19 protein-coding genes are annotated in these 23,028 nt (G+C 73.0%); 11 read left to right on the top strand and 8 right to left on the bottom strand.

The window, feature by feature from the left end; genetic code table 11:
* Positions 1-197: 197 nt before the first annotated feature.
* Together BUE44_RS15665 and BUE44_RS38485 are read right to left on the bottom strand one after the other, a co-directional pair.
* Positions 198-1,595, bottom strand: coding sequence for a cellulose binding domain-containing protein (locus BUE44_RS15665; RefSeq protein ID WP_079189776.1), 1,398 nt, complete (start codon positions 1,593-1,595; stop codon positions 198-200).
* Positions 1,596-1,829: 234 nt separating this feature from the next.
* Positions 1,830-3,434, bottom strand: a complete 1,605-nt coding sequence (locus BUE44_RS38485; RefSeq protein ID WP_079189775.1) for a cellulose binding domain-containing protein — start codon at positions 3,432-3,434, stop codon at positions 1,830-1,832.
* A 267-nt stretch (positions 3,435-3,701) separates the two neighbouring features.
* Here BUE44_RS38485 and BUE44_RS15655 point away from each other — a divergent pair, with 267 nt between their 5' ends.
* The 3 genes from BUE44_RS15655 (at position 3,702) to BUE44_RS15645 (ending at position 6,065) form a co-directional block, all read left to right on the top strand.
* The gene (locus BUE44_RS15655) at positions 3,702-4,628 is read left to right on the top strand and encodes an AraC family transcriptional regulator (RefSeq protein ID WP_073498633.1); all 927 of its coding nucleotides are present in this window, start codon (positions 3,702-3,704) and stop codon (positions 4,626-4,628) included.
* 33 nt (positions 4,629-4,661) lie between these two features.
* Positions 4,662-5,096, top strand: a complete 435-nt coding sequence (locus tag BUE44_RS15650; RefSeq protein ID WP_073498630.1) for an SRPBCC family protein — start codon at positions 4,662-4,664, stop codon at positions 5,094-5,096.
* Positions 5,097-5,261: 165 nt separating this feature from the next.
* The gene (locus BUE44_RS15645; RefSeq protein WP_073498628.1) at positions 5,262-6,065 is read left to right on the top strand and encodes a DeoR/GlpR family DNA-binding transcription regulator; all 804 of its coding nucleotides are present in this window, start codon (positions 5,262-5,264) and stop codon (positions 6,063-6,065) included.
* Positions 6,066-6,751: 686 nt separating this feature from the next.
* On the opposite strand, the gene BUE44_RS15640 is transcribed toward BUE44_RS15645, so the two are convergent.
* Positions 6,752-7,669 (bottom strand): SDR family oxidoreductase, encoded by a 918-nt coding sequence (locus BUE44_RS15640; RefSeq protein ID WP_073498625.1) that lies wholly within the window; start codon positions 7,667-7,669, stop codon positions 6,752-6,754.
* A 133-nt stretch (positions 7,670-7,802) separates the two neighbouring features.
* On the opposite strand from BUE44_RS15640, the gene BUE44_RS15635 reads away from it, so the two are divergent.
* The 5 genes from BUE44_RS15635 (at position 7,803) to BUE44_RS15615 (ending at position 13,778) form a co-directional block, all read left to right on the top strand.
* Positions 7,803-8,369, top strand: coding sequence for a TetR family transcriptional regulator (locus BUE44_RS15635; RefSeq protein WP_073498623.1), 567 nt, complete (start codon positions 7,803-7,805; stop codon positions 8,367-8,369).
* 394 nt (positions 8,370-8,763) lie between these two features.
* A complete protein-coding gene (locus BUE44_RS15630) occupies positions 8,764-10,620 on the top strand; it encodes a coagulation factor 5/8 type domain-containing protein (RefSeq protein ID WP_073498621.1) in 1,857 nt (618 codons plus the stop codon).
* Positions 10,621-10,945: 325 nt separating this feature from the next.
* Positions 10,946-11,896 (top strand): hypothetical protein, encoded by a 951-nt coding sequence (locus tag BUE44_RS39260; protein ID WP_073498619.1) that lies wholly within the window; start codon positions 10,946-10,948, stop codon positions 11,894-11,896.
* Between the two features lie 102 nt (positions 11,897-11,998).
* Complete coding sequence (locus BUE44_RS15620) at positions 11,999-12,736, top strand: SDR family oxidoreductase (RefSeq protein WP_073498617.1); 738 nt, start codon at positions 11,999-12,001, stop codon at positions 12,734-12,736.
* Between the two features lie 223 nt (positions 12,737-12,959).
* Positions 12,960-13,778 (top strand): SAM-dependent methyltransferase, encoded by an 819-nt coding sequence (locus tag BUE44_RS15615; protein WP_073498615.1) that lies wholly within the window; start codon positions 12,960-12,962, stop codon positions 13,776-13,778.
* Between the two features lie 35 nt (positions 13,779-13,813).
* On the opposite strand, the gene BUE44_RS15610 is transcribed toward BUE44_RS15615, so the two are convergent.
* The 4 genes from BUE44_RS15610 to BUE44_RS15595 all read right to left on the bottom strand — a co-directional run bounded on the left by BUE44_RS15610 (position 13,814) and on the right by BUE44_RS15595 (position 18,954).
* Positions 13,814-14,716 (bottom strand): helix-turn-helix domain-containing protein, encoded by a 903-nt coding sequence (locus tag BUE44_RS15610; RefSeq protein WP_073498613.1) that lies wholly within the window; start codon positions 14,714-14,716, stop codon positions 13,814-13,816.
* 83 nt (positions 14,717-14,799) lie between these two features.
* Positions 14,800-15,039: a DUF397 domain-containing protein gene (locus tag BUE44_RS15605; RefSeq protein ID WP_073498922.1), complete on the bottom strand. Its 240-nt coding sequence runs from the start codon at positions 15,037-15,039 to the stop codon at positions 14,800-14,802.
* A gap of 248 nt (positions 15,040-15,287) precedes the next feature.
* Positions 15,288-16,643 carry a M20/M25/M40 family metallo-hydrolase gene (locus BUE44_RS15600; RefSeq protein ID WP_073498610.1) on the bottom strand — a complete coding sequence of 452 codons (1,356 nt, stop codon included), beginning with the start codon at positions 16,641-16,643 and terminating at the stop codon, positions 15,288-15,290.
* A gap of 130 nt (positions 16,644-16,773) precedes the next feature.
* A complete protein-coding gene (locus tag BUE44_RS15595; RefSeq protein WP_073498607.1) occupies positions 16,774-18,954 on the bottom strand; it encodes an alpha-galactosidase in 2,181 nt (726 codons plus the stop codon).
* A 151-nt stretch (positions 18,955-19,105) separates the two neighbouring features.
* Here BUE44_RS15595 and BUE44_RS15590 point away from each other — a divergent pair, with 151 nt between their 5' ends.
* Positions 19,106-20,296 (top strand): ROK family transcriptional regulator, encoded by a 1,191-nt coding sequence (locus BUE44_RS15590; protein ID WP_073498605.1) that lies wholly within the window; start codon positions 19,106-19,108, stop codon positions 20,294-20,296.
* A gap of 34 nt (positions 20,297-20,330) precedes the next feature.
* A complete protein-coding gene (locus BUE44_RS15585; protein WP_073498602.1) occupies positions 20,331-20,981 on the top strand; it encodes a DinB family protein in 651 nt (216 codons plus the stop codon).
* 118 nt (positions 20,982-21,099) lie between these two features.
* Here the strand turns inward: BUE44_RS15585 and ligD are convergent, their stop codons facing one another.
* The gene (ligD, locus tag BUE44_RS15580) at positions 21,100-21,984 is read right to left on the bottom strand and encodes a non-homologous end-joining DNA ligase (RefSeq protein ID WP_073498600.1); all 885 of its coding nucleotides are present in this window, start codon (positions 21,982-21,984) and stop codon (positions 21,100-21,102) included.
* A gap of 39 nt (positions 21,985-22,023) precedes the next feature.
* Between ligD and ku the strand changes: the two genes are divergently transcribed.
* Complete coding sequence (gene ku, locus BUE44_RS15575; RefSeq protein ID WP_073498598.1) at positions 22,024-22,980, top strand: non-homologous end joining protein Ku; 957 nt, start codon at positions 22,024-22,026, stop codon at positions 22,978-22,980.
* Positions 22,981-23,028: the final 48 nt, after the last annotated feature.

The raw sequence follows: 23,028 nt of genomic DNA, 5'->3' as shown, positions 1-23,028 counted from the left end.
CTCCCACGGTGCCGTCCTCTTCCGGGCCCGCACCGCGGCTCGGCGGTCCGGATGCGGGCGCGCCGCGGCACACCGAACGGCCGTCCCGGACGCAGCGCCGGTACGGCCGTCCGGCGATACCCATCGTGACGGTCACCGAGGGTGATCGCACCGGGCACGCCGAAGAGGCGCCACTTTTCCTACGGATCCGCCGCGCATCACCCCGATGCCGTGCAGACCGGGGTACCGAGACTCTGGTTGGAGCCGCCCAGCGTCATGCCCCAGGACGTACTGGCCGACGGCGCGAGCGTGCCGTTGTAGGCGGCGTTGCGCAGCGTGGTGGCCGGGGCCGACGCGTCGACGGCGGCATTCCAGACGCTGCTGATCGTCACACCCGACGGCAGGGTCAGCCTGACGGCCCAGCCGCTGGTCTGCCGGGTGCCGGTGTTGGTCACCGTCACGTCGGTCTGGAAGCCGCCCGACCAGGAGTTGGTGACGTGTACGGCCGCGGTGCAGCCGCCCGCGCCGGAGGTCGGCGGGGTGGTGGGCGGGCTCGTCGGGGGCGTCGTCGGCGGGGTGGTGGGCGGAGTCGTGGGCGGGCTGGTCGGGGGCGTGGTCGGCGGGGTCGTGGAGCCGCCCTCGGTCGTGTAGGTCACGCCGGTGTAGGGCTGCGAGCAGGTGCCGGAGCAGGCGGCGGGCAGCGAGAAGTCGTAGACGCGGCCGCCGAAGAGGTAGCTGTCGCTCACGTCGCGCACCCGGATGCTGAAGTCCGTGCCACCCGCGGTGATCGGGTTGAGGATGAACGACTGGCCCATGTCGCTGTTCATCTGCGCGTCGTGCCACGCCCCGCCGGAGTAGTACTCGACGCCGTGCACGCCGTTGGGCAGATGGGACACCGAGACCGCGCCCCAGTAGCGCTGGGCGCCCTGCAGGAAGCCGATCTTGATGTCGCCGGTGTAGTTGGGCGCGGGGACGTAACTCCAGGACACATGGCGGTTGTTCCAGTGGTCCGCGAGCCCGGTCACCGTCGTGCCGTTCCGGGTGAAGCGGCCCAGTGAGGCGGTGTCGAGGTCCAGGTGGTTCGGGTCGTCACGGCACCAGGCGTTGGCGTCCGCGCAGCTGTCGGCGACCAGCATGGTGAGGGTGGCGCCGTTGTAGGAGTCCTGGGTCCACGCCCCGTTGCGGCAGAAGGGCTGGCCGGGGGCGCCGTCGTTGGTGCCGTTGCAGTAGTCGCCGATGGTCACCTGCACCCAGCGCCCGCAGTTGTGGCCGTTGTTCCAGGCGCCCACGATCGAGCTCTGGGCGGGCGGCACCGGGCGGGGGTAGTTCGCGTAGTCGCCGGGCGTGTTGAAGACGTTGAGCGCGACGAAGTCCTGCGAGTCCAGCTGCGACTGCGGCATGCCGCAGCCGCCGTAGGGCTGGCCGAGGCCGTCGAAGTGGGTGGCGTTGCCGACGACGGCGGCCTGGGCCGCGGTCGGGGTGGCCGCGGGCGCGGGCAGCATCGTCAGCACGTAGACGAGCACCGCGGCGACGGCGGTGGCGAGCGCCGCGAGCAGTCTGCGCGGGCGCCGGTGGGGCGGCCGGTGCGCGCGGTGGAGGTGCGGGGTTCTGCGCATGGACGGCTCCTTGACGTGGGGGGTATGGGAGCGCTCCCATCGTCCGGCGCCGAGTCGGCGGCGTCAACGGCCGGTCGCCGTCGGATATCCGGCCACTGAACCGGGTAAGTGCGTCTATGGCGGCGGCCGTTGCCGGCCTGCCCGTGAGGGCGGGGACGCAGTGCGGCACGGCCACGGCCCCCCGCTGCCGTCGGGCAGCGGGGGGCCGTGGCCGGTGTTCGGCGGCGTCCTGGGTCAGGACACCTTGCATGCCTTGCCGTTGAGGGTAAAGGCGGCCGGCACCCCGTTCGTACCGGCTGTCGAGCTGGCACTGAAGCCGAAGTTGACCGTGCCGCCGGCCGGGACACCCGCGTTGTAGGGGGCGTTGGTCGCGGTGACCTGCTTGCCGCTCTGGGTCTGCACCGCGTTCCAGATGTTGGTGATCCGCTGGCTGCCGGGGAAGCTGAAGACCAGCGACCAGCCGTTGATCGCGGCGCCGCCGTTGGTGATGGTCACGTCGGCGTTGAAGGCGCTGCCCCAGTCGCTGATGGCGTAGTGCACCGAGCAGGCGCCGGTGGGCGGAGTCGTCGGAGGCGTCGTCGGAGGCGTCGTCGGAGGCGTGGTGGGCGGAGTCGTGGGCGGGGTGGTCGGGGGGGTCGTCGGCGGGGTGGTGTTACCGCCCTTGGCCTTGTTCACGTTGGAGTGCGCGGTGAAGTACGTGAGCGCCGCGTCGCCGTGCATCACCCCGTAGTTGCCGTCCTTGCTGGTGTTCATGTACCACCAGAAGGCGTCCGCGTCGCCGTTGCCCGCCTCCATCGTGCTGTAGATGGCCGGCCAGTAGGTGCTGCGGGTGCTCGCCGAGGTGTTGAACTCCCCCAGGAAGAAGGGCTTTCCCGCCCCGGTGTGCGCGTCGGTGATGTATTTGGCCACCAGTGCCTGGGTGGAGCTCACGGACAGGTTCGCCCAGCCTTCGGTCGGGTAGATGTGCGCGGAGCAGAAGTCGATCACCGGCGACTGGCACTCATAGGTGTACGGCACCCCGTTGTCGCTGCCGTAGCCGTACGAACTGCCCTGTCCCTCGATGCCGTTGTCGACCATGTGATTGGGGTCGATGTTCTTGATGTACGCGCCGACCTTGTCCTCCCAGGCGCGGAAGACGGTGCCCGCGGTGTTCTCCGCCGGGGTCTCGTCCTGGTAGCGGGGCTCGTTCATCAGCTCCCAGGAGAAGATCGTCGGGTCGTTCTTGTACGCGACGCCGGTGTAGTGGTTGACCCGGTTGAGCGCGTAGTTGACGTAGAATTCGTAGTCGGCCAGGCAGCCCGGGCACTTGGCGGGGTCGAAGAAGTTCCCCGAGTTGGACGTGGAGGCGCCTTCCCAGCCGAGCACGGTGTTGACGCCGCCGTAAGCCGTCCAGTAGTTCTCCATCGTCGGGACGACCCGCAGGCCGTGCTGCGCCGCCGAGGAGAGGACGTAGTCGAACTCGGCCCACTGCTGCTCGTTCATGGTGTTCTTGGCGGGCTCGAATCCGTGCCAGGTCTCGTGGTCGAACATCCAGGTGCGGACGACCGTGACGCCGTCCGCGGCCATGTTGGCCATCTCGCTGTCGATGGCCGCCTTGTCCATGTACTGCGTCTCGGTGTCACCCGAGCCGCTGCCGAAGGTGAACAGGTCGTAGGAGTTGGCGCCGGCGAAGTAGGCGGTCTTGCCGTCGACACAGAAGTGCGTGCCGCAGCGCTGGACGAAGCCGGCGCCGGCGGCCCGGGCGGGGCCTGGGGCGCCGATGACGAGGAGCGCCATCATCAGTGCCGTCGTCACCGCGGCGAGGGCCGCCAGCCAAGCGCGTCGTGCTGGGAGTCTCATGCATTCTCCTCGGAATGTCCGGACGTTCCCTGACAGGAAGGCTGCAAAGGCGACAGCGGAGCCGGATGGCGACCCGAACGCTGTACCGGTTAAGCACCAAGAAACTACCGGCGGCCGACGCGTTGTCAAGTGCCATGGCGGCGGCGGCACGACGCCTCACCGGGTCCTGACTCGCCCGATCACCCGAGCAGTTGAGCCGGGAGACGGGCCGTACATGACGGAACCGGCTTTATGCGTGTCCGTCTCGCCGCTGGGTATCGTCCCGAGGTGGACGTACTCAGCGATGTGCTCGCGGTGCTCCGCGCCGGGCGACCGCGGTCGGCGCTGATGCGCTATCACGCCCCCTGGGCAAGGGAGTTCACGGCCGCACCCGGGTCGGCCGGCTTCCAGGTGGTGTTGCGCGGCATGTGCGTGCTGCGGCCCACCGCCGGTCGCCCGGCCGTCGACGTCGGCCCCGGCGACGTGGTGCTGCTGCCGCGCGGGACGGGCCATGTGCTGGCCGACAGCCCCGGCACGGCGGTCACGACGCCGCCTGTCGCGGGGCACCGCCCGGCGGCCGGTGACGGACCCGCGACCCTGGTGCTGTCCGGCGGCTACCCCCTCGATCCGCAGCGCGGACACCCCCTGCTCGCCGAACTGCCCGACGTCGTCCACGTCGCCGCGGCGCCGGCCAGACACCAGGAAACGGCCACGGCCGTACGCCTGCTGGCCGGGGAGCTGGAGCGGCCGCGGCTCGGCACCGACGCGATCGTGCCGTCGCTGCTCGACGCGCTGCTGCTGTACGCGCTGCGGGCGTGGTACGAGGACGCGCCGCTGCGGGACGGCGGCCCGGCCGGCTGGGCGGCGGCGCTGAACGACCCGCCGGTCACGGCCGCGCTGCGCGCGATGCACCGCACCCCGGCCGACCCCTGGACGGTCGAACGGCTGGCCCGCGAGGCCGGCCTGTCGCGAGCCGCCTTCGCCCGGCGCTTCGCCGCGCTGACCGGGCGACCGCCGCTGAGTTACCTCACGTGGTGGCGGATGACGCTTGCGGCCAGACTGCTGGCGACCTCGGCGCTGCCGCTGTCCTCGGTCGCCGCGCAGGTGGGCTACACCTCGGAATTCGCCTTCGCGCACGCATTCAAGCGGTGGTGCGGCCTGGCACCGGGCCGCTACCGCAGGGTGCACACGCAGGGCGGCCGACCCGGGCAATAGGGTGGGGCGCCCCCCGGTCAGAAGGAGTGCACGGTGCCCACTTACTCGTACGCGTCGACCATCGCCGCCCCGGCCCCGCGTGTCTGGCAGATCCTCACCGACGTGGAACGCTGGCCGGAACTGACCGCGTCCATGACCTCCGTGCGCGGCCTCGACACCCCGCGCCCCACACTCGGCGCCCGCTTCGACGTGCGCCAGCCGAAGCTCCGCAAGGCCCTGTGGACCGTGACCCGCGTCGACGAGGGCACCTCCTTCGTCTGGGAGTCCCGCGCCCCCGGCGTCCTCTCCCGCGCCACCCACCTGGTCGAGCCGGACGGCGACGGCACGCGTCTCACCCTGACCCTCGACCAGTCCGGCTTCCTGGCCTGGCCGATCGGCTTCCTGGCGGGCGGCCTCGTCCGCCGCTACTTGGCGCTGGAGGCCCAGGGCATCAGGTCCCGCAGCGAGCAGCCGGCGGCTCAGGGGTAGGGCCTGAGCCCCGGCCGGGAGCGCGGGCCGGATCGGCGACATGGCCCGGCCGGCCGCGGGCCCGGGGGGCGGCGGGCGGGACGCGGTGTGCGACGCTGGCCGGATGACGGGCCGCGGCGCCCGCGCGTGGCGGGCGGACGCCGCGCGGCCGAGAGGAGTGACCCTGTGTCCCGGGACGCCCGGTGGACCTCGCTGCTCGACCTGCTGGCCGAGCACGGCCGGCTCGACGTCGAGGAGGCGGCGGACGCGCTGCGGGTCTCGACCGCGACCATCCGCCGCGACCTCGACCAGCTCGCCGAGCAGCAGATGCTGATCAGGACCCGTGGCGGTGCGGTCGCGCACGGCGTGTCGTACGAGCTGCCGCTGCGGTACCGGACCGCGCGCAACGCCCCGCAGAAGCAGCGCATCGCCGCGGCGGTCGCCGCGATGGTCGCGGCCGGCCAGGTCGTCGGGCTGACGGGCGGCACCACGACCACGGAGGTCGCGCGGGCGCTGGCGCTGCGCGGCGACCTCGCCGAGGCCGCCGGCGCCGGCTCGGCCGGCCGGCCGCCGGTGCTCACCGTGGTCACCAACGCGCTGAACATCGCTGGCGAGTTGGTCATCCGGCCGCAGATCAAGCTGGTGGTGACCGGCGGCGTCGCCCGCCCGCAGTCCTACGAGCTGACCGGCCCGCTCGCCGACGGCATCCTGCGGCAGGTCACCCTGGACATCGCGGTCCTCGGCATCGACGCGATCGACCCGGCCGAGGGCGTCTACGCCCACCACGAGGACGAGGCGAGCACCAACCGCCTGCTCGCGGAACGCGCCCGCCGCGTCGTGGTCGCCACCGACTCCTCCAAGATCGGCCGCCGCGCCTTCGCCCGTATCTGCGCCACCGGCGCCGTCGACACGCTGGTGACCGACACCGCCGCCCCCGCGGCGGCCGTCACCGCCTTCGAGGAGGCGGGCGTCCAGGTGCTGACCGTCTGAACGCCTCCCGCCCGACGGACATCGCGTCACCCGGGCCCCCGTATGCACTGATGCGGCCGGCGGGCCACGTCGTGCGTCCCCCCGTGCCCGGCCGGTCGTCACAGGCGGCCGGCGTGGACGCGGACAGGCGGGCCGGAGCGGCAGACGGCGTCGCGCTCGAAGGGCAGGCCGATCTTCTCGGCGACACGCGCCGCGACGGCTCGTCGTCCGGGCGGATGACGGCGATCAGGCCCCGCCCTACGATGACGTCACGGGCGTGGTCGCGGCGGCCTCGGTGGCGTAGCCGTCACCCTGGAGGCCGGACCTGAGGTGCTGGGGCGTGTCCGCACAGTCCCGGCTGGCCGACAGGGCCTGGGACGCACGCTCGCCCCCTGCCTTCGGCGGGAGGGCCCCCAGCGTCGTCGGTCGTCCGAGTAGGCCCCCTACGAGGACGACCCGCCGCCTTGCGATCACGCGCACCAGACCCCGCCGGCCCCGCCCACGGCGGACGACGGGACCGTACGGATACGCCCTGCCGACCTCCAGGTCGGTCCCGGGATCCCCGGTGGGCGTGCGACGACGGCCACGGTGCCTCGCCGCCCTGCCGGGCCCGTCCGCGTACGACCCGGTGCGATCGGGCGTATGGGCGACCCGATGCACCGCGTCCGATGCCGCACGGCTGATCCACCACGGATCCGGGACGGCCCTCAGCGGAAGTAGTGCCCCTTCTCCAGGTCCTCGATGAGGCCCGGCTCCACCGGTTGCCAGCCCACCAGTTCGCGGGTGCGGGCGCTTGACGCCGGGCTGTCGAGGGCGAGCAGGGGGGCCAGCCAGGTGAAGTGGGCGGCCGCGTCGTCCGGGGCGACGGAGGTGACCGGGACGCCGAGGTGGCGGCCGATCACCTCGGCGACGGTGCGCAGCGGCACGCCCTCGTCCGCGACGCCGTGCAGGATCGAGCCCGCGGGGGCCTTCTCCAGTGCCAGCCGGAACAGCCGCGCCGCGTCGAGCCGGTGGGCCGCGGGCCAGCGCTCGGAGCCGTCGCCGAGGTAACCGGCGGCGCCCTTGTCGCGGGCGATGGCGACCAGGGCCGCCATGAAGCCGTGGTCGCCGTCGCCGTGGATCGTCGGGGCGAGGCCCACGACGGAGGTGCGGACGCCTCGGGGGGCGAGGTCGACCATCGAGCGGGCGGTGGCCAGGCGGAGGGCCAGGCCGCCGGAGATGCCCTGCTGGTCAGGGCCGAGCCCGTCGCCCTCGACCGCGACGCGGCCCGGCGCGAGTCCGAGGACGCCGCCGGCGAGGACGAAGGGGCGGTCGGAACCGGCCAGGACCTCGCCGATGGTGTCGACGGCGAGCTGGTTCGCCTCGGCGGCGGCCTCGAAGCCGCCGGAGAAGGCGATGTCGTGCTTGAAGGCGAGGTGGATCACCCCGTCGGAGTCGTGGGCCGCACCCCGCAGGATGTCGAGGTCGTCGATGGTGCCGCGCAGCACCTCGGCCCCGGTCGAGCCGACCGTGCGGGCCGCGGCGTCGGAGCGGGCGAGGCCGACGACCTCGTGGCCGGCGCCGATGAGTTCGGGCAGGACGGCGGAGCCGATCCAGCCGGACGCGCCGGTGACGAATACACGCATGGGAAAGACCTCCGGTTGACGGATGAGCCGGCCCTCCTGGTGCCACGGTTCCGGCTCGAGGGGGACGATGTCAGCTCCTGCCATCAACCGTAGCACCCCATGTCAGCCGCTGCCATCACGTAGACTCACGGGCATGGGTAGATGGCAGCCGAACGCGCGGGGCCGCCTGGAGCAGGCCGCACTCGACCTCTACGTCGAGCGCGGCTTCGCGCAGACCACGGTCACCGAGATCGCCGGGCGGGCCGGACTCACCGAGCGGACGTTCTTCCGGCACTTCGCCGACAAGCGCGAAGTGCTGTTCTCCGGCTCGGCCGAACTCCAGGAGCTGCTGGTCGCCGCCGTGAACGGCGCTCCCGAGGGCGCGGCGCCGATCGACGCGGTCGCCGCCGGCCTCGACGCCATCGGCGACCTCATGCAGGAGCGCCGCCCGTACGCCCGGCGGCGCCAGTCCGTCATCACCGCGAACACCGAGCTGCGGGAACGGGAGTTGATCAAACTCGCCACCCTCTCCGCGGCCACCGCGGAGGCCCTGCACCGGCGCGGGGTCGCGGAGCCGGCCGCGAGCCTGGCGGCCGAGGCGGGTATCGCGGTCTTCCGGATCGCCTTCGGACGCTGGGTCGGCGGCCCGGACGACAAGGAACTGGCGCAGCTGATGCGGGAGTCGCTGGCCGAACTCAAGGCCGTCGCCGCGGGCGCGTGACCGCCGCGGACGTGCCCGGCACCGTCCCCGCGACCTGACGCACACGCAACAGTTACGACACCGTAATCGCCCGCCGCCGCCCCGCCCGCGCCTTCGGCGAGGCCGCCCTCGCACCCCTGCCACCAGCCGGCTCCCGGCACGAATCCGCAGGTCACAGCCCCGTGCACGAGTCGCGGGCGACCCCGCCGCCACCCTGTGCCGAACGGGCACGAACAGCCCCTGTCGTGGCGGATGGTACGACTGTGAGGCGGGTGGCCAGGCACAGGAGAGAGCGCTCTCATCCATCTTGACAGCGCGCCCCGCACACCGCAGGGTACGTCTGCGAGAGAGCGCTCTCAGCCGCCCACATTCCGTAGGGCTGCCGGCTTCAGGTGGTAGAAGGTGATCATCGCTCATGTCGTCGTTCAGGGCCGCAGGCAGTGAACTCCCCGACCGGGACAGGGACCTGGAAACGCCCGACGCTCCCGCGGACAGCGCGCTGAGCCGGCGTTCGTTCATCGCCACGGCGGCTCTCGCGTCAGCCGTACCGCTCGGCGCGGCCGCGGCTCCCGCCGCCGCGCGCGGCGGCCAGGTGCGCCCGCAGGCGCCCGCGGAGCCGGACTTCGGCCCCAACGTCCGGGTCTTCGACCCCGCGACCCCCACCGCCGACATCCAGGCCGCGCTGGACGCCGCCGCCCAGCAGCAGGTCACCAGCGAGTTCGGCACCGGCCGCTTCGCGTTCCTGTTCAAGCCCGGTGACTACGACGTGGACGCCCAACTCGGCTACTACACCTCGGTCGCCGGACTCGGCCTCTCCCCCGATGACGTGACGATCAACGGCGCCGTCCGCGTCGAGGGCCAGCCGCAGCCCGGCGGCGGTGACAGCGCGCTCACCAACTTCTGGCGCTCGGCGGAGAACCTGGCGGTCAACCCGACCGACGGGGCCAACTGGTGGGCGGTGTCGCAGGCGGCGCCGCTTCGCCGGGTGCACATCCGCGGCCGGCTCTTCCTCTTCCCCCGCCAAGGCGGCTTCTCCAGCGGCGGCTTCATCGCCGACTCGGTCGTCGACGGCCAGGTCGTCAACGCCTCGCAGCAGCAGTGGCTGACCCGCAACAGCGCGGTGGGCGGCTGGTCCAACGGCGTGTGGAACCAGGTCTTCGCGGGCGTGACCGGCGCCCCCGAGCAGTCCTTCCCCGACCCGCCCTACACCACGCTGCCGACCACCCCGCTCAGCCGCGAGAAGCCCTTCCTCTACGTCGACGGGACCGGCCGCTACCGGGTGTTCCTGCCCGCGCTGCGGCGCGAGACGGCGGGCGCGACGTGGAGCGCGGGGCACACACCGGGCAGCTCGATCCCGATCGAGCAGTTCTTCGTCGCCAAGCCCTCCGACTCGGTGCACACCATCAACAAGGCGCTGGCGCAGGGCAAGCACCTGCTGCTGACCCCGGGTATCTACAAGCTGACGGGCACCGTCAAGGTCAAGTGGGCGGGCACCGTGGTGCTCGGCCTCGGCTTCGCGACGCTCACCCCGGCCGGCGGCGCGGTCGCGATGCGGGTGGACGACGTGCGCGGGGTGCGGATCGCGGGCCTGCTCTTCGACGCGGGCGAGACCGAGTCGCGGTCGCTGCTGGAGATCGGCAGCGGGCACGGGCGGCGCAGCGACCCGCAGGACCCGACGTCGGTGCAGGACGTCTTCTTCCGTATCGGCGGCGCGGGCCCCGGCCGCACCGGCACCGCGCTGGTGGTCAACAGCGACAACGTGCTGCTCGACCACATCTGGGCCTGGCGTGCCGACCACGGCAGCGGGGTGGGCTGGACGGTGAACACCGCCGAGTCCGGCGTCGTGGTCAACGGCGACAACGTACTGGCCACCGGCCTGTTCGTGGAGCACTTCCAGAAGTACAACGTGGTGTGGAACGGCGACAACGGCCGGACGGTCATGTTCCAGAACGAGCTCCCGTACGACCCGCCGAACCAGGCCGCCTACCGCCATCACGGCGTGGACGGCTATGCCGCGTACAAGGTCGGCGACGCGGTGCGCCACCACGAGGCCTGGGGCCTGGGCAGTTACTGCTTCTTCACCGTCGACCCGGCGATCCACGTCTCGCACGCCTTCGAGGCGCCGGTCAGGGACGGCGTGCGCTTCCACGACCTGCTCACGGTGTCGCTGAACGGCGCCGGTGTGATCGACCATGTGATCAACGACCACGGTGGTGCGGCGCAGGGTACCGACACCGTGCCGGTGGACGTGGTGAGCTACCCGGTCGGCTGACCGGCGGGGCGGCCCACCCGCGGAGGGGGCCGACGGCGGCGGCCGTCGACCCCCTTCGTCATGTTCGCGTCGGGCCGCGCGCACGGTGCCGAGCGTTTTTCCCGGACCGGCTTGAACTGTCGGGCGCGGCGGAGCAGACTGCCTTGGCAACGTTGTCAACACGACGTGGCAACGTTGTCATACTCCGCTCGCCCCCTCGCCCGGGGCGGGCGGAGCCCCAGCGCGTTCGCGCACCGGCCCACCCGCCGGCCCACTGCCGCCACCCTCTCCGCGCTCTCCTGGCTCTCCACCTCCTTCACCCTCACTCCCGAACGGAGCGGTGCCCATGCCGAAGAACCCCACCTCCCTCAGCAGACCCGGCGCCGCCGCGGCCCGGATCGTGCCGCACGGCGGCGAGACGGTCGTCGGGCACGGCGCACCGGGCGGGCCGCGCGGCGAGGGGTACCTGCGGGCGGTCGCCGACCGCCTCGGCACCTCGACGTCGGCCCAGGAGCTGTCCCGCAAGGCGCAGTTCGTCGACTACGAGAGCATGCGGGCCATGTTCGAGGCGTGGAACGCGCGGATGCGGCGCGGCGCCGCCACACCGCCCTTCGCGCTGCCGCACCCGGCGCGGCACACCCCGGTGTGGCCGGTCTGCGGGCACGGCCTCGACGTGAGCGGCGGCTTCTACGGCGCCCGCAAGGGCTGCGAGCCGCTGCACGTCCAGGCGGACCGGGTGGACGGCACGGTGCTCACGGCGAACCACACCGCGACGGCGCTGCGGGGCGCGAAGGTCGCCGCGCAGCTGTACGACCTGGGGGGCCGGCCGATCGGAGCGCCGTCGGCGCGCACGGCCGACCTGGCCGCCGGCAGTGTCAGCGCGGCCTTCGCGGTGCCGTTCTCGCGGGCGCTGCCGGCCACGCACCTGCTGCGGCTGCGGCTGACCGATGCCGACGGGCGGCTGCTGTCGGCCAACGACTACTGGCGCTACCGCACGCCCACGGACATGCGCGCGCTCAACGGCCTGCCGCACGTACGGCTCTCGGTCGCCGTCCGTCCGGCGGGCCAGGCGGCCGCCCTCATCGCGACGGTGGCGAACACCGGCGCGGCGCCCGCCGCGACGGTCCGCGTGTCCCTGGCCGATCCCGCGCCGCCCGCGTTGGCCGACGACAACTGCCTGTGGCTGCTGCCCGGCGAATCCCGGGAGGTCACTTTGCGTTGGCGGACCGGCGCCGGCGCCGAGCCGGCGCCGACCGTGGTGGCGCGGGCGTACAACGCGCTGCCGGCGACGTCCTGACGCTTTCCCGTCCCCCGGGGGCGCGCTTTCGCCTGCGGCATCCCGGCAGCCGTGCTTGGCTGCTGCTTGTTCGATGACCGGCACGACGAAAGGAGCCGCGCGATGCGTGTGGCGGTGGCAGGCGGTACGGGGTTGACGGGGCGTCACGTGGTGGAGGCGCTGACCGCCGGCGGGCACGAGCCGGTGGTGATGGCCCGCTCCCGCGGTGTCGACCTGGTCGCGGGCACCGGCCTGGACGAGGCGCTGAAGTCGGTGGACGCGGTGATCGACGTGAGCAACGTGCAGACCACGCGGCGCAAGCCCGCGGTCGCCTTCTTCGACGCGGCCGGCCGCAACCTGCTGGCGGCCGAGGAGAAGGCCGGGGTGGGCCACCACGTGGCGCTGTCCATCGTCGGCATCGACCGGGTCGACTACAGCTACTACGCCGGCAAGCGCCGGCAGGAGGAGCTGCTCGCGGCCGGGAACGTGCCGTGGACGGTGCTGCGGGCCACGCAGTTCCACGAGTTCGCCGACCAGATGCTCCAGATGCCGGGTCCGGTCGCGGTGGCGCCGCGGATGCTCAGCCAGCCCGTGGCGGTGGCCGAGGTCGCCGCCGAGCTGGTCCGCCTGGTCGAGGGGCCGCCCCAGGGCCTGGCGCCGGACCTCGCGGGGCCGCACCAGGAGCAGATGACGGACATGGTCAAGCGCGTCGCCCGAGCCGGCGGCTCGCGCCGGCTGATCCTGCCGCTACGGCTCCCCGGCGCCGCAGGCCGCGCCATGACCGAGGGCGGTCTCCTCCCCGTCACGGACGGCCCCCGTGGCACCACCACGTTCACCGAGTGGCTCGCCGCCCACGCGTGAGCCGGTGCCGGTCCGCCGGCCGCGGCGCCCCCTTCGCCCCCTTCGCCCCCTGCCGCTTGCGCGGGGGGCGCCCTCCAGGGCGCGGGACGCCGCCCGAGCGGGGTGGCCGGGGCCGGCGGTACGGGTCGCGGTCTCGACCGTGACCCGATGGCTGCCTAGGATGAGCGTGTCGCAGATCACTCCCAACTCGCCTGTGTCGAGCCGATGAGCCGTGAGGAACCCGATGGACGACGGGGACGTACCGCTGACGGACAAGATCGACGTGACGGTGCCAAGTGTGGCCCGCATGTACGACTTCCTGATGGACGGGAAGGACAACTACCCCGCGGACCGCGCGGCCACCGAGGAGCTGCTCAAACAGGTACCGAGCACCAAGGTGCTCGCGCTGAACAACCGCTCCTTCCTGCGCCGGGTCGTGCGCAGGCTGGCCGAGGACTACGGGATCCGGCAGTTCGTCGACCACGGCTCCGGCTTACCCACACAGGACAATGTCCACGAGGTGGCCCAGCGGATCGACCCCGCGTCCCGGGTCGTCTACATAGACAACGACCCGATAGTCCTGGCGCACGGCCGTGCGCTGCTGGAGCAGAACGAGAACACCGCCGTGATCCAGGCGGACATGCGCGACACCGAGACCATCTGGGCGCACCCCGAGGTCAAGCGGCTGATCAACACCGACGAGCCGGTCGCCGTGCTCTTCGTGTCAGTGCTGCACTGCATTCCGGACCGTGACGACCCGGCGGACGTGGTGCGGCGGGCGGCGGCCAAGGTGCCGCCGGGGAGCTTCCTGGTGGTGTGCCAGCTGGTGAGCGAGGACGAGGAGACCCGGCGCGGCGTCACCGACTTCATGGCCCGCAGCACCGGCGGGAACTGGGGCGAGGTGCGGCGTGAGCAGGACGTCCGGCGGTTCCTCGACGGCACGGAGATCCTGGAGCCCGGCCTGGTGGAGGTCTCCACCTGGCGCCCGGACTCCGAGGTGACGCCGAAGCAGCCGAGCATGGAGTGGATCGAGTTCGGGGGCGTCGGCCGCATCGTCGGCTGACCGGCCGGCGGCCGGGAGGCTCCGCGCGTACCGGCTCACCGGTAGCGGCGCAGAGCCTCCTCCAGCAGTTCCCTGCTGGCGGCGGGGGTCGCCGCCAGCGCGCTGAGTTCGTCCAGCGCGGCGCGGTAGCGGTCGACGTCGTCGAGGCGGTCCAGGTAGACCGCGCTGGTCAGGTGCTCCAGGTAGACGACGTCGGGCAGGAAGCCCTGGGCGAACCGCAGATAGGTCACCGCGGCCCCCGGAGTGGCGGAGGCGCTGGCGGCGTACGAGGCCACCTGCAGCCGTACGCCGGGCCGGCGCAGCACGTCGAGCAGGTGCTGCAATTGCTCGCGCATCACGGCCGCGCCGCCGACCGGGCGGTGCAGCACTCCCTCGTCGATGAGCGCCCACAGCACGGGTGCGCCGGGTTCCGCCATCCTGCGCTGCCGCTCCAGGCGCAACTCCACCCGCCGGGCGTTCTCCTCGGCGGGGGCGAGCCGGTGCCCGCTCTGCACCACCGCCCTGGCGTAGGAGACGGTCTGCAGCAGCCCGGGTACGAACTGGGTCTCGTACGTGCGCACCAGGTGCGCGTCGCGCTCCAGGCCGATGAGCGCCTGGAGCCAGTCGGGGACGACCTCGCCGTACGACTGCCACCAGTCGGGGCCGGCGGCCCGCTGCACCAGGCGGGCGATCTCGGCGCGTTCGTCGTCGGCGACGCCGTAGAGCTGGAGCAGTTCCTCGACGTCGCGTGCCTTGAGGGAGACGTGGGCGGTCTCCATACGGCTGATCTTCGACGCGTGGGCGCGGATGTGGCTGCCCGCGGCGGCGGGGCTGCAGCCGCGGCTCTCCCGCAGGGCGCGCAGATAATTGCCGAGCACCCGGGACATGGCCCGCGCGCCCATGTCGGGGCGGCGTTCGAACAGCGGTAACGGCGATACGGGCTGCGCTTGAGCGGACATGCGGGCTCCCGAGTCATACTGGACGGGCCAGTATTGCACCGCGAAGCCCGCAGTTCGTCCCCTTGGACGTCAAACGGCCGGCTTCACACCGTAAAAGCGTCGAAGTCGCCGTCCTTGGCACCCTCGACGAATGCGGCCATCTCTGCCTGCGTATATACCAGAGCCGGTCCATCCGGGAAGCGCGAATTGCGAACAGCCACGCCGCCACCGGGCAGTTGGGCAACCTCGACACAGTTGCCACTCTGGTTGCTGCGGGCACTCTTGGTCCATCGCGCCCCGGAAATACTGCTGGCCTGTACTCCGTTGACGATCTGCTGCTCCATGAGCATCGCCTCTCTCCTGAGTCCACCGGGCTCATCCGTCGCAACAGCACCGCGCTTCGCGGCACTCACACACACCTCTACCCGGCAAGTGCATCTGCAATTCCCGATGCAATTGCATTCGTTGTGTGCGGCGTCGGGCGACAATTCCGCCGAGTGAGACAAATCCGCAGATCAGCGGGAATAGCGAGGTATAGGACAGCTGGCGTGCCCGGCGAGCGGAGCACCGCCGGTGTCGCGAGCGGGGCCGCTCAGCGCGCGCCGCCCGCCGCCCGGAAGGCGGCGGCGTATTCGCGCAGGAAGGCCGCTTCGGCGATCACCGCGCCGCGCAGTTCGGAGAAGAGCACCCGCTCGTTGGGCGCGTGCAGATTGCACATGCCGTCCTGGGCGCCGAAGAGCAGCACCTCCGCGTGCGGTGCGGCCTTGGCGAGGCCGTTGACCAGCGGGATGGAGCCGCCGCTGGCCGCGAACTCCGGCTCGGCGCCCCAGCCTTCGCGCAGCGCGGTACGGGCGGCCCGGTAGGCGGGTCCGCCGGTGGCGGCTTCGAAGCCGGGGCCCGCGTCGCTCCGGGTGACCGTCAACTCGATGCCGTAGGGCCGGTTCTCGCGCAGGTGCCTGACCAGCGCGTCGGCGGCCTCCCGCGGGTCCTGCCGCGGGTGGACGCGCAGGTTGAGCTTGGCGCGCGCGGAGGGGATCACCGCGGAGGCGGCGCCCTCCACGGCCGGGGCGTCCAGGCCGATCACCGTGATCGCCGGGCCGCTCCACAGCCGCTCCCCCAGGCTGCCGGTGCCGGTCAGCGGCACCCCGTCGGCCACAGTGGCCAGTTCGCGGAATTCCCGCTCGGTGTACGACGCCCCGTCCCACTCCTCGCGGCGCAGTCCCGCGACCGCCACGTCGCCGTGCTCGTCGTGCAGGCCGGCGAGGGCGCGGACCAGCGCGAGCAGCGCGTCGGGGGCGGCGCCGCCGTATGCGCCGCTGTGCCGGGCCTCGGCCAGGGTGCGCACCTCCACCACGACCTCGGCGACGCCGCGCAGCCCGGTGGTGAGGGTCGGGTTGCCGGGCCGCAGGTTGCCCATGTCGGCGATCACCATGGCGTCGCAGGCGAAGCGCTCGGGATCGGTGGGCGGGTAGTCGTCGAAGGCGCTGCCGTACTCCTCCTGGCCTTCGATGACGATCTTCAACCCGGTGGGCGGGCGGCCACCGTAGGCCCGCAGCACTCCCAGGTGGGCGATGACGTTGGACTTGTCGTCGGCGATGCCTCGGGCCCGCAGCCCGCCCTCGACCGGGGTCGGCTCGAAGGGCGGCGAGAGCCACAGCGACTCGTCGCCGGGCGGCTGGACGTCGTAGTGGCCGTAGAGCAGCACGGTCGGCGCGTCCGGGTCGGGGGGCGGGACCTCGGCGTAGACGATCGGTGCGGTGTCGGGCAGGTCGAGGCGTTCGATGTGCTCGACGCCCGCGTCCCGCAGCAGTTCCACCACCAGGTCGTGGGCCCTGACGACCTCGGAGCGCGGGTAGCCGGGGAAGGCGACGGACGGGATCGCGGCCAGCCGTGCGAGGTCCGCCGTCAGACCGTCCATCAGGCTGTCCACGGTGCTGGTGAGGTCCATCGGGTGCGCTCCTGGTCCCTTCGTCCGGCCGGGGCCCCCGGCATGGATCCCCTCGCTCAGCACCCTGGTCGGCGGGCGGTGCCGCCGCAGCCGGGGTGGGCCGAACGGACGATACAGGGGGCGGCCCCGTTCAGGCGGCGCGCACCTCGATCAGGGCCGCGTGCCCCGGGTTGAGCGTCGGCATCGGCAGCCCCGCCCGCACCAGCACCGCCCCCGGGATCGGCACCCAGCCGTCCAGCGCCGCGGTGAACCACGCGGGGCCCGCCGTCTGGTGCAGCGACGGCAGCCCGAGGTCGGTGCGGACCCGCACCAGGTAGCGGGCGTCCGGCCCCAGGCCCGGCAGCGGCACCCGGCCCGACTGGCCCTCCGCCGAGGTGGCCAGCCGCGCCCAGCAGTAGAGCGCGGCCGAGGAGTCGGCGGCGACGACGCCGTGCAGCAGGGTCGCGTCACCGGGCAGGTCGGCGCGCACCTGGCGGCCGCCGTGCAGCAGCGGGCGCAGCTCGCGGTAGAGCGCGGTCCACGCGGTGATCCTGGCCAGCTCGGCGGGCTCGCACCGGGTGAGGTCCTGCTCGATGCCGGGGTGGCAGAAGAGGCTGGTGGCCAGCCGGAAGGTGTCGGCGGTGACCCGGCCGGTGGTGTGGCTCTCCGCGGCCCCGACGTGGGAGCCGATCAGCTCGGGCGGCAGCAGCTGCCCGGTCCAGCGCTGGATGCTCTGGCGCTCCACCGGGTCGTTGCAGTCCGAGGTCCACACCCGGTCGGTCCTCGCCAGGACGCCCAGGTCGATCCGGCCGCCGCCGGAGGCGCAGCTCTCGATCTCCAGCGCCGGGTGCCGGGAGCGCAGCGTGTCGAGCAGCCGGTAGAAGGCCTCGACCTGGGCGTGGCCCGCGGGCCGGTCGCCGGGGCCGTGCACCGCCTCGTGCAGCTCGCGGTTGTGGTCCCACTTGAGGTAGGCGATGCCGTACTCGCCGACCAGGGTGTCGAGCCGTTCCAGCAGATACGCCCACGCGTCGGGGTGCGAGACGTCGAGCACGTACTGGTTGCGGGAGGTGGGGCCGCGTCCGCGGGCCGGGCCGAGGATCCAGTCCGGGTGCTCGCGGGCCAGGTCGGAGTCGGGGTTGACCATCTCCGGTTCGAACCACAGCCCGAAGTCCATCCCGAGCGACCGTACGTGGTCGGCCAGCGGCGCGAGGCCGTCGGGCCACACCCGCGGGTCGACGTACCAGTCGCCGAGGCCCGCGTCGTCGGCGCGGCGGCCGGTGAACCAGCCGTCGTCCAGCACGAAGCGCTCCACCCCGACCTCGGCGGCCCGGTCGGCGAGCCGGCGCAGCCGGTCCAGGTCGTGGTCGAAGTAGACGGCCTCCCAGCTGTTGAGCACCACGGGGCGCGGGGTGCGCGGGTGCCCGGGGCGGGCGCGCAGCAGGGCGTGGAAGCGGTCGGCGAGACCGTCGAGGCCGTCGGCCGACCAGCCGAAGTGGCAGACCGGGGTGCGGTAGGTCGCGCCGGGCGCGAGGCGTATCTCGCCGGCCCGGAGCAGTTCGCCGCCGCCGAGGACCGCGGCATGGACACCGGCGCCCTCGGGGAGCTGCTCGGCCAGATAGCGCTGGTCGCCGCTCCAGGCGACGTGCACGCCCCACACCTCGCCGTCCCTGAAGCCGAAGCCGGGCACCCCGACGGCCAGCAGGTACGGCGAGTCCAGGCCCGGCTTGCCGCGCCGCACCTCGCGCACATGGCCGCCGTGGCCGAGCGGGCGGCGCTGCGGGCGGCGCTCCGAGCTCCACTTGCCCGTGAAGTCCAGCACCTCGGCGGCCCGGGCGGGCAGCGGCAGCAGGGTGGAGACCCGCGCGAGGTCGTACGGTACGGGCTCCGCGTCGGCCCTGCGGGTCAGCTCCGCGCTGACGCCGAGCACGCCGGAGGGCTCCAGGCGGTAGGTGACGGTGATGTCGAGGCCGGTGGTGCGGTCCGTCATGGCGATGCCGATCTCACCGCCGCCGCCGGCGAGGTCCCGGTGGGTGCTGCCGGTGAGTACGGGCCCGGGGGCCGCGGCGCCGCCGGCGAGGTGGCCCTCCTGCGCGGGGGTGCCCGACCAGCCGTCGGCCTCGGTGGGCCAGACGGTGAAGCGGCGCGGCTGGTCGATGGCGTTGTTGAGGACGGCGCCGTCCGCGGTGAGGCTCAGCGCGGCCGTGTCCGCGTCCGACAGCTCGCCGAGGTCGGCGCCCCAGTGCAGGACCCGCGGCACCGGCTCGGTCAGCTCCACGACCAGGGCGGTGCCCGCCGCGCGCAGGGAGACGGTCCGTCCGGTGGCGTTCTGCATGGCGGGGTCCTTTCCTCGGCTCCGGCCGAATCTAGGCCGACTTTCCTTCCTCGGTCAACATATTCCGGACCCGATCTGGCACAGGATCACGGCCATAGACTTCGCCGTCGGCGAGGTTGATGATTGCCGGTGGAAAGGTAAGGTCGGCGGCATGACGCTCGCCGGACGACCGCCGGCCGCCGCCCTGGTCTTCAGGACGCTGCTGGTGCAGGGACCGCTCACCCGGGCCGAGTTGGGCCGGCGCACCGGCCTGTCGCCGGGTGCCGTCACCAAGGTCGCCGCGCCCCTGCTGGCCGACGGCTGGATCACCGAACTGGGCCGTCCCGCCGGGGAGCGGGCCAGCGGCCGGCCCGCGACGCCGATGGCCGTACGGGCGGAGCGCGCGCGTTTCATCGGGGTCAAGGTCACCGCGGACGAGCTGATCGGCGTCCTCACCGACCTGACCGCCACCCCGCTCGCCACCCGCCGTGCCCCGCTGGCCTCGCGGGACGTCGACAGCGTGGTGCGGGCGATCGCCCGGCTGGTGACGCGGCTGCGGACGGCCGGCGGGGCGGCAAAGGACGGGGCGGCGAAGGGCAGCACGGCGGAGCACGGCGCCGAGTCACCGGGCGGGGTGCACGGTATCGGGGTCACCCTCGCCGGGGACATCGACGCGCGGGCCGGAACCGTGCAGTATTCGCCGTTCCTGGACTGGCGCCAGGTGCCGCTGGCCCGGCTGGCCGGGGCGGCGACCGGCACCCCCACGGTGGTCGACAACGACGTGCGGGCACTGACCGTGGCCGAGCAGTGGTTCGGCGCGGGCGCGGGCCTGTCGTCCTTCGCGCTGGTCACCGTCGGCGCCGGCATCGGCTGCGGCATCGCGGTCGACGGGCGCGTGGTGTCGGGGGCGTACGGCGTCGCCGGCGAGGCCGGACACCTGCCGGTGGGCGGCGACCGGGTCTGCACCTGTGGCAACACCGGCTGCGTGGAGGCCGTCGCCGCCACCCACGCGATCACCGAGCAGGCCAGGCAGGCCACCGGCGACCCCGGCATGACCATGGCCGCGGCCGTCCGGCGCGCACACGCCGGCGACCCCGCCGTACGCGAGGTCTTCGCCCGCGCCGGGCGCGCGCTCGGCCTCGCCATGGCCTCGATCGCCAACCTGGTCGGCCCGCAGCGCATCGTCATCTCCGGCGAGGGGGTGGCCTCCTACGACCTCTTCGCCGACGCGGTCCGCGCCGCCTTCCGCGCCCAGGCCTTCGGGGCCGCGGCCGAATGCGACCTGGTGGTGCGCCCGCTGCCGTTCGAGGCCTGGGCGCGGGGCGGCGCCGCGGTGGCCGCGCAGCAGGTCTTCGCCCCCTGATCACCGGCGGTCCTCGGAGTAGTACGGTCCCGGTATGACTTCCGCAGCGCAGCACAGCCCGGGACCCGTGACCGCCGACGACGTCGACCTGGCCGTACGGCTGTCGGTGACCGCGCTGCGGGAGGCCCCCGACGGCGGCTGGGACGCACCGGCAGGCACGTTGACCTGGACCTGCTGGCAGACCGCGGAGCACCTGGCCGACGACCTGTTCGCGTACGCACTCCAACTCGGCCCGCGGGTCCCGTCGCTGACCACCCATGTACCGGCCACCTGGCGCCGGGAGACGCCCGACGGGCCCTGCTGCACGATCTTCGTGGACCGCGGGGAGGGCGTCGCGGGCCTGCTGCAGGTCCTGGAGGCCTGCGGCGCGCTGCTCACCTCGATGGTCCGCACCACGTCACCCGACCTGCGGTCGCACCACGTCTTCGGGGCGTCCGACCCGGCGGGCTTCGGTGCGATGGGCGTGGTCGAGACGCTCGTCCACACCCACGACATCGCCGCCGGGTTCGACCTGCCCTTCGAGCCGCCCGCCGATCTGTGCGCCAGATCCCTGCACCGGCTCTTCCCCGACGCTCCCGCGGACGCCGAGCCGTGGCCCGCGCTGCTGTGGTCGACCGGGCGCGTCGCCCTGCCGGGCCGTGAGCGCCGCACCGGCTGGCGCTGGTCCGGGGAGCCGCGGGCGTAACCCGACGGGCGGGAAGCCGCGCGCGTGACCCGACGGGTTCTCACGGCCGCAGACCCCCGGCCACGTACTTCCCCGGGAGGCCCGGACGGCCCGTCACCTTCGCACGGCCGTGGCTCGGTCAGGGAAGAGGGGACGCCGCTTCGGGTGCGAGGAGGGGGGCCAGGAGGTCGCCGTGGGCGGCCAGCCGCGGGGGGACGTCGGTGAGGGTGAAGGTCAGGTCCTCGGGGGTGGCCGCGGCGGACACCTCGTCCCACGCGAGGGGTGTGGAGACCGTCGGATGCGGGCGGGCTCGCACCGTGTAGGGCGTCGCCGTCGTCTTCTTCGCCGAATTCTGCGACCAGTCGATGAAGATCCGCCCGGTGCGGTCCGCCTTGGCCATCCGGGAGACCACCCGGTCGGGGTGGGCGCGTTCCAGCTCCTGGGCGACGCGCCGTGCGTAGGCGGAGGCCTGCGGAGAGTCGGCGCCCCGCAGCGCGGCATAGAGGTGCAGGCCCTTGGAGCCGCTGGTCTTGGCCCAGCTCTCGATGCCGTCGGCGGCGAGCCGTTCGCGCAGCAGGAGTGCCACCTCGCAGCAGTCGACGACAGTGCGACCGGGGCCGGGGTCGAGGTCGATGACCAGGCGGTCGGCGATGCCGGGCGCCGCGGAGCGCCACTGCGGGGTGTGGATCTCCACGCACGCGAGGTTCGCCGCCCACATCAAGGTCGCGAGGTCGTCCATCTGCACCTGCGGCATGAGTTCGCCGCTGCTCCTGAGGGTCTCGGCGGTCGTCACCCAGTCGGGCGTACCGGCGGGCGGGCGTTTCTGGAAGAAGCGCTGACCCTGCACGCCGTCGGGGGTCCTGACGAAGCTCGCCGGGCGCCCGGCGCAGTGCGGGACGAGGGCGTCGGCGACGCTCGCGTAGTAGTGCAGCAGCTCGCCCTTGGTGGTGCCGGTCTCCGGCCAGAGCACCCGGTCAAGGTGGCTGAGCTTGATCTGGCGGCCCTCGACCTCGGTGATCGGCATACCATAAAGATTCCCATAGCCTGACAAAAAGGACATGCCATGCGCAGTGTCTGGAGCGGGAACCTGGCCTTCGGTCTGGTCTCCATCCCGGTGAAGCTCGGGTCCGCGGTGTCGAGCCACAAGATCAGCTTCCGGCAGATCCATCTGGCCGACCACGGCCGGGTGCGCTACCAGAAGACCTGCGAGCTGGACGAGAAGGTACTGACCTCCGCCGACATCGGCCGGGCCTTCGAGACCCCGGACGACCAGCTGGTCGAGGTCACCGACGCGGACCTCCAGCGGCTGCCGCTGCCGACCGCCAAGACCATCGAGGTGAGCGGCTTCGTCGAGGCCGCGTCGGTCGACGCGATGCAGCTGGACACGCCCTATTTCCTGGCGCCGTCCTCGCCGACGGCGAACAAGCCGTACGTCCTGATGCGCGAGGCGCTGGCCCGCTCGGGCAAGGCCGCGGTGGGCAAGTTCGCGATGCGCAACTCCGAGCACCTGGCGCTGATCACCGCACGCGACGACATCCTGCTGCTCCAGACGCTGCGCTGGCCCGACGAGCTGAACTCGGCGGCCGACGCCGTCCCGCGCGGCAAGGTCAACATCAGCGACAACGAGCTGCGGCTCGCCGACACCCTCATCGAGGCGCTCGGCGAGGCGGACCTGTCGGCGTACGAGGACGAGTACGCGGTGGCCGTCGAGGCGATGGTGACGGCGAAGCTGGAGGGCGCCGAGCCGCCCGCGCCGGCCGACGAGGGCGGCGGCAAGGTGGTGGACCTGATGGCGGCGCTGCAGGCCTCGGTGGACCAGGCCAAGGACAGCCGCGGCGGCGGCGACGGGACGCACGCGACCGTCACCGAACTGAGCTCGAAGGGCGAGGGCGGGGCCGGGAAGCGTCCGGCCAAGAAGGCGGCGTCGAAAAAGTCGGCGGCGGCCAAGAAGACCACCGCGGGGAAGACCGCGGCGAAGAAGACGGCCAAGAAGACCACAACTCACCGCAAAGCAAACTGACAGACCACTTTCATTTGACACATGACACCTTGCTGGAAGTTACTCTCA

It is taken from the genome of Actinacidiphila paucisporea, from assembly GCF_900142575.1.
Lineage (GTDB): Bacteria > Actinomycetota > Actinomycetes > Streptomycetales > Streptomycetaceae > Actinacidiphila > Actinacidiphila paucisporea.
Note: the sequence above shows the minus strand (reverse complement) of the source record. Positions and strands in the feature narration are given on the sequence as shown.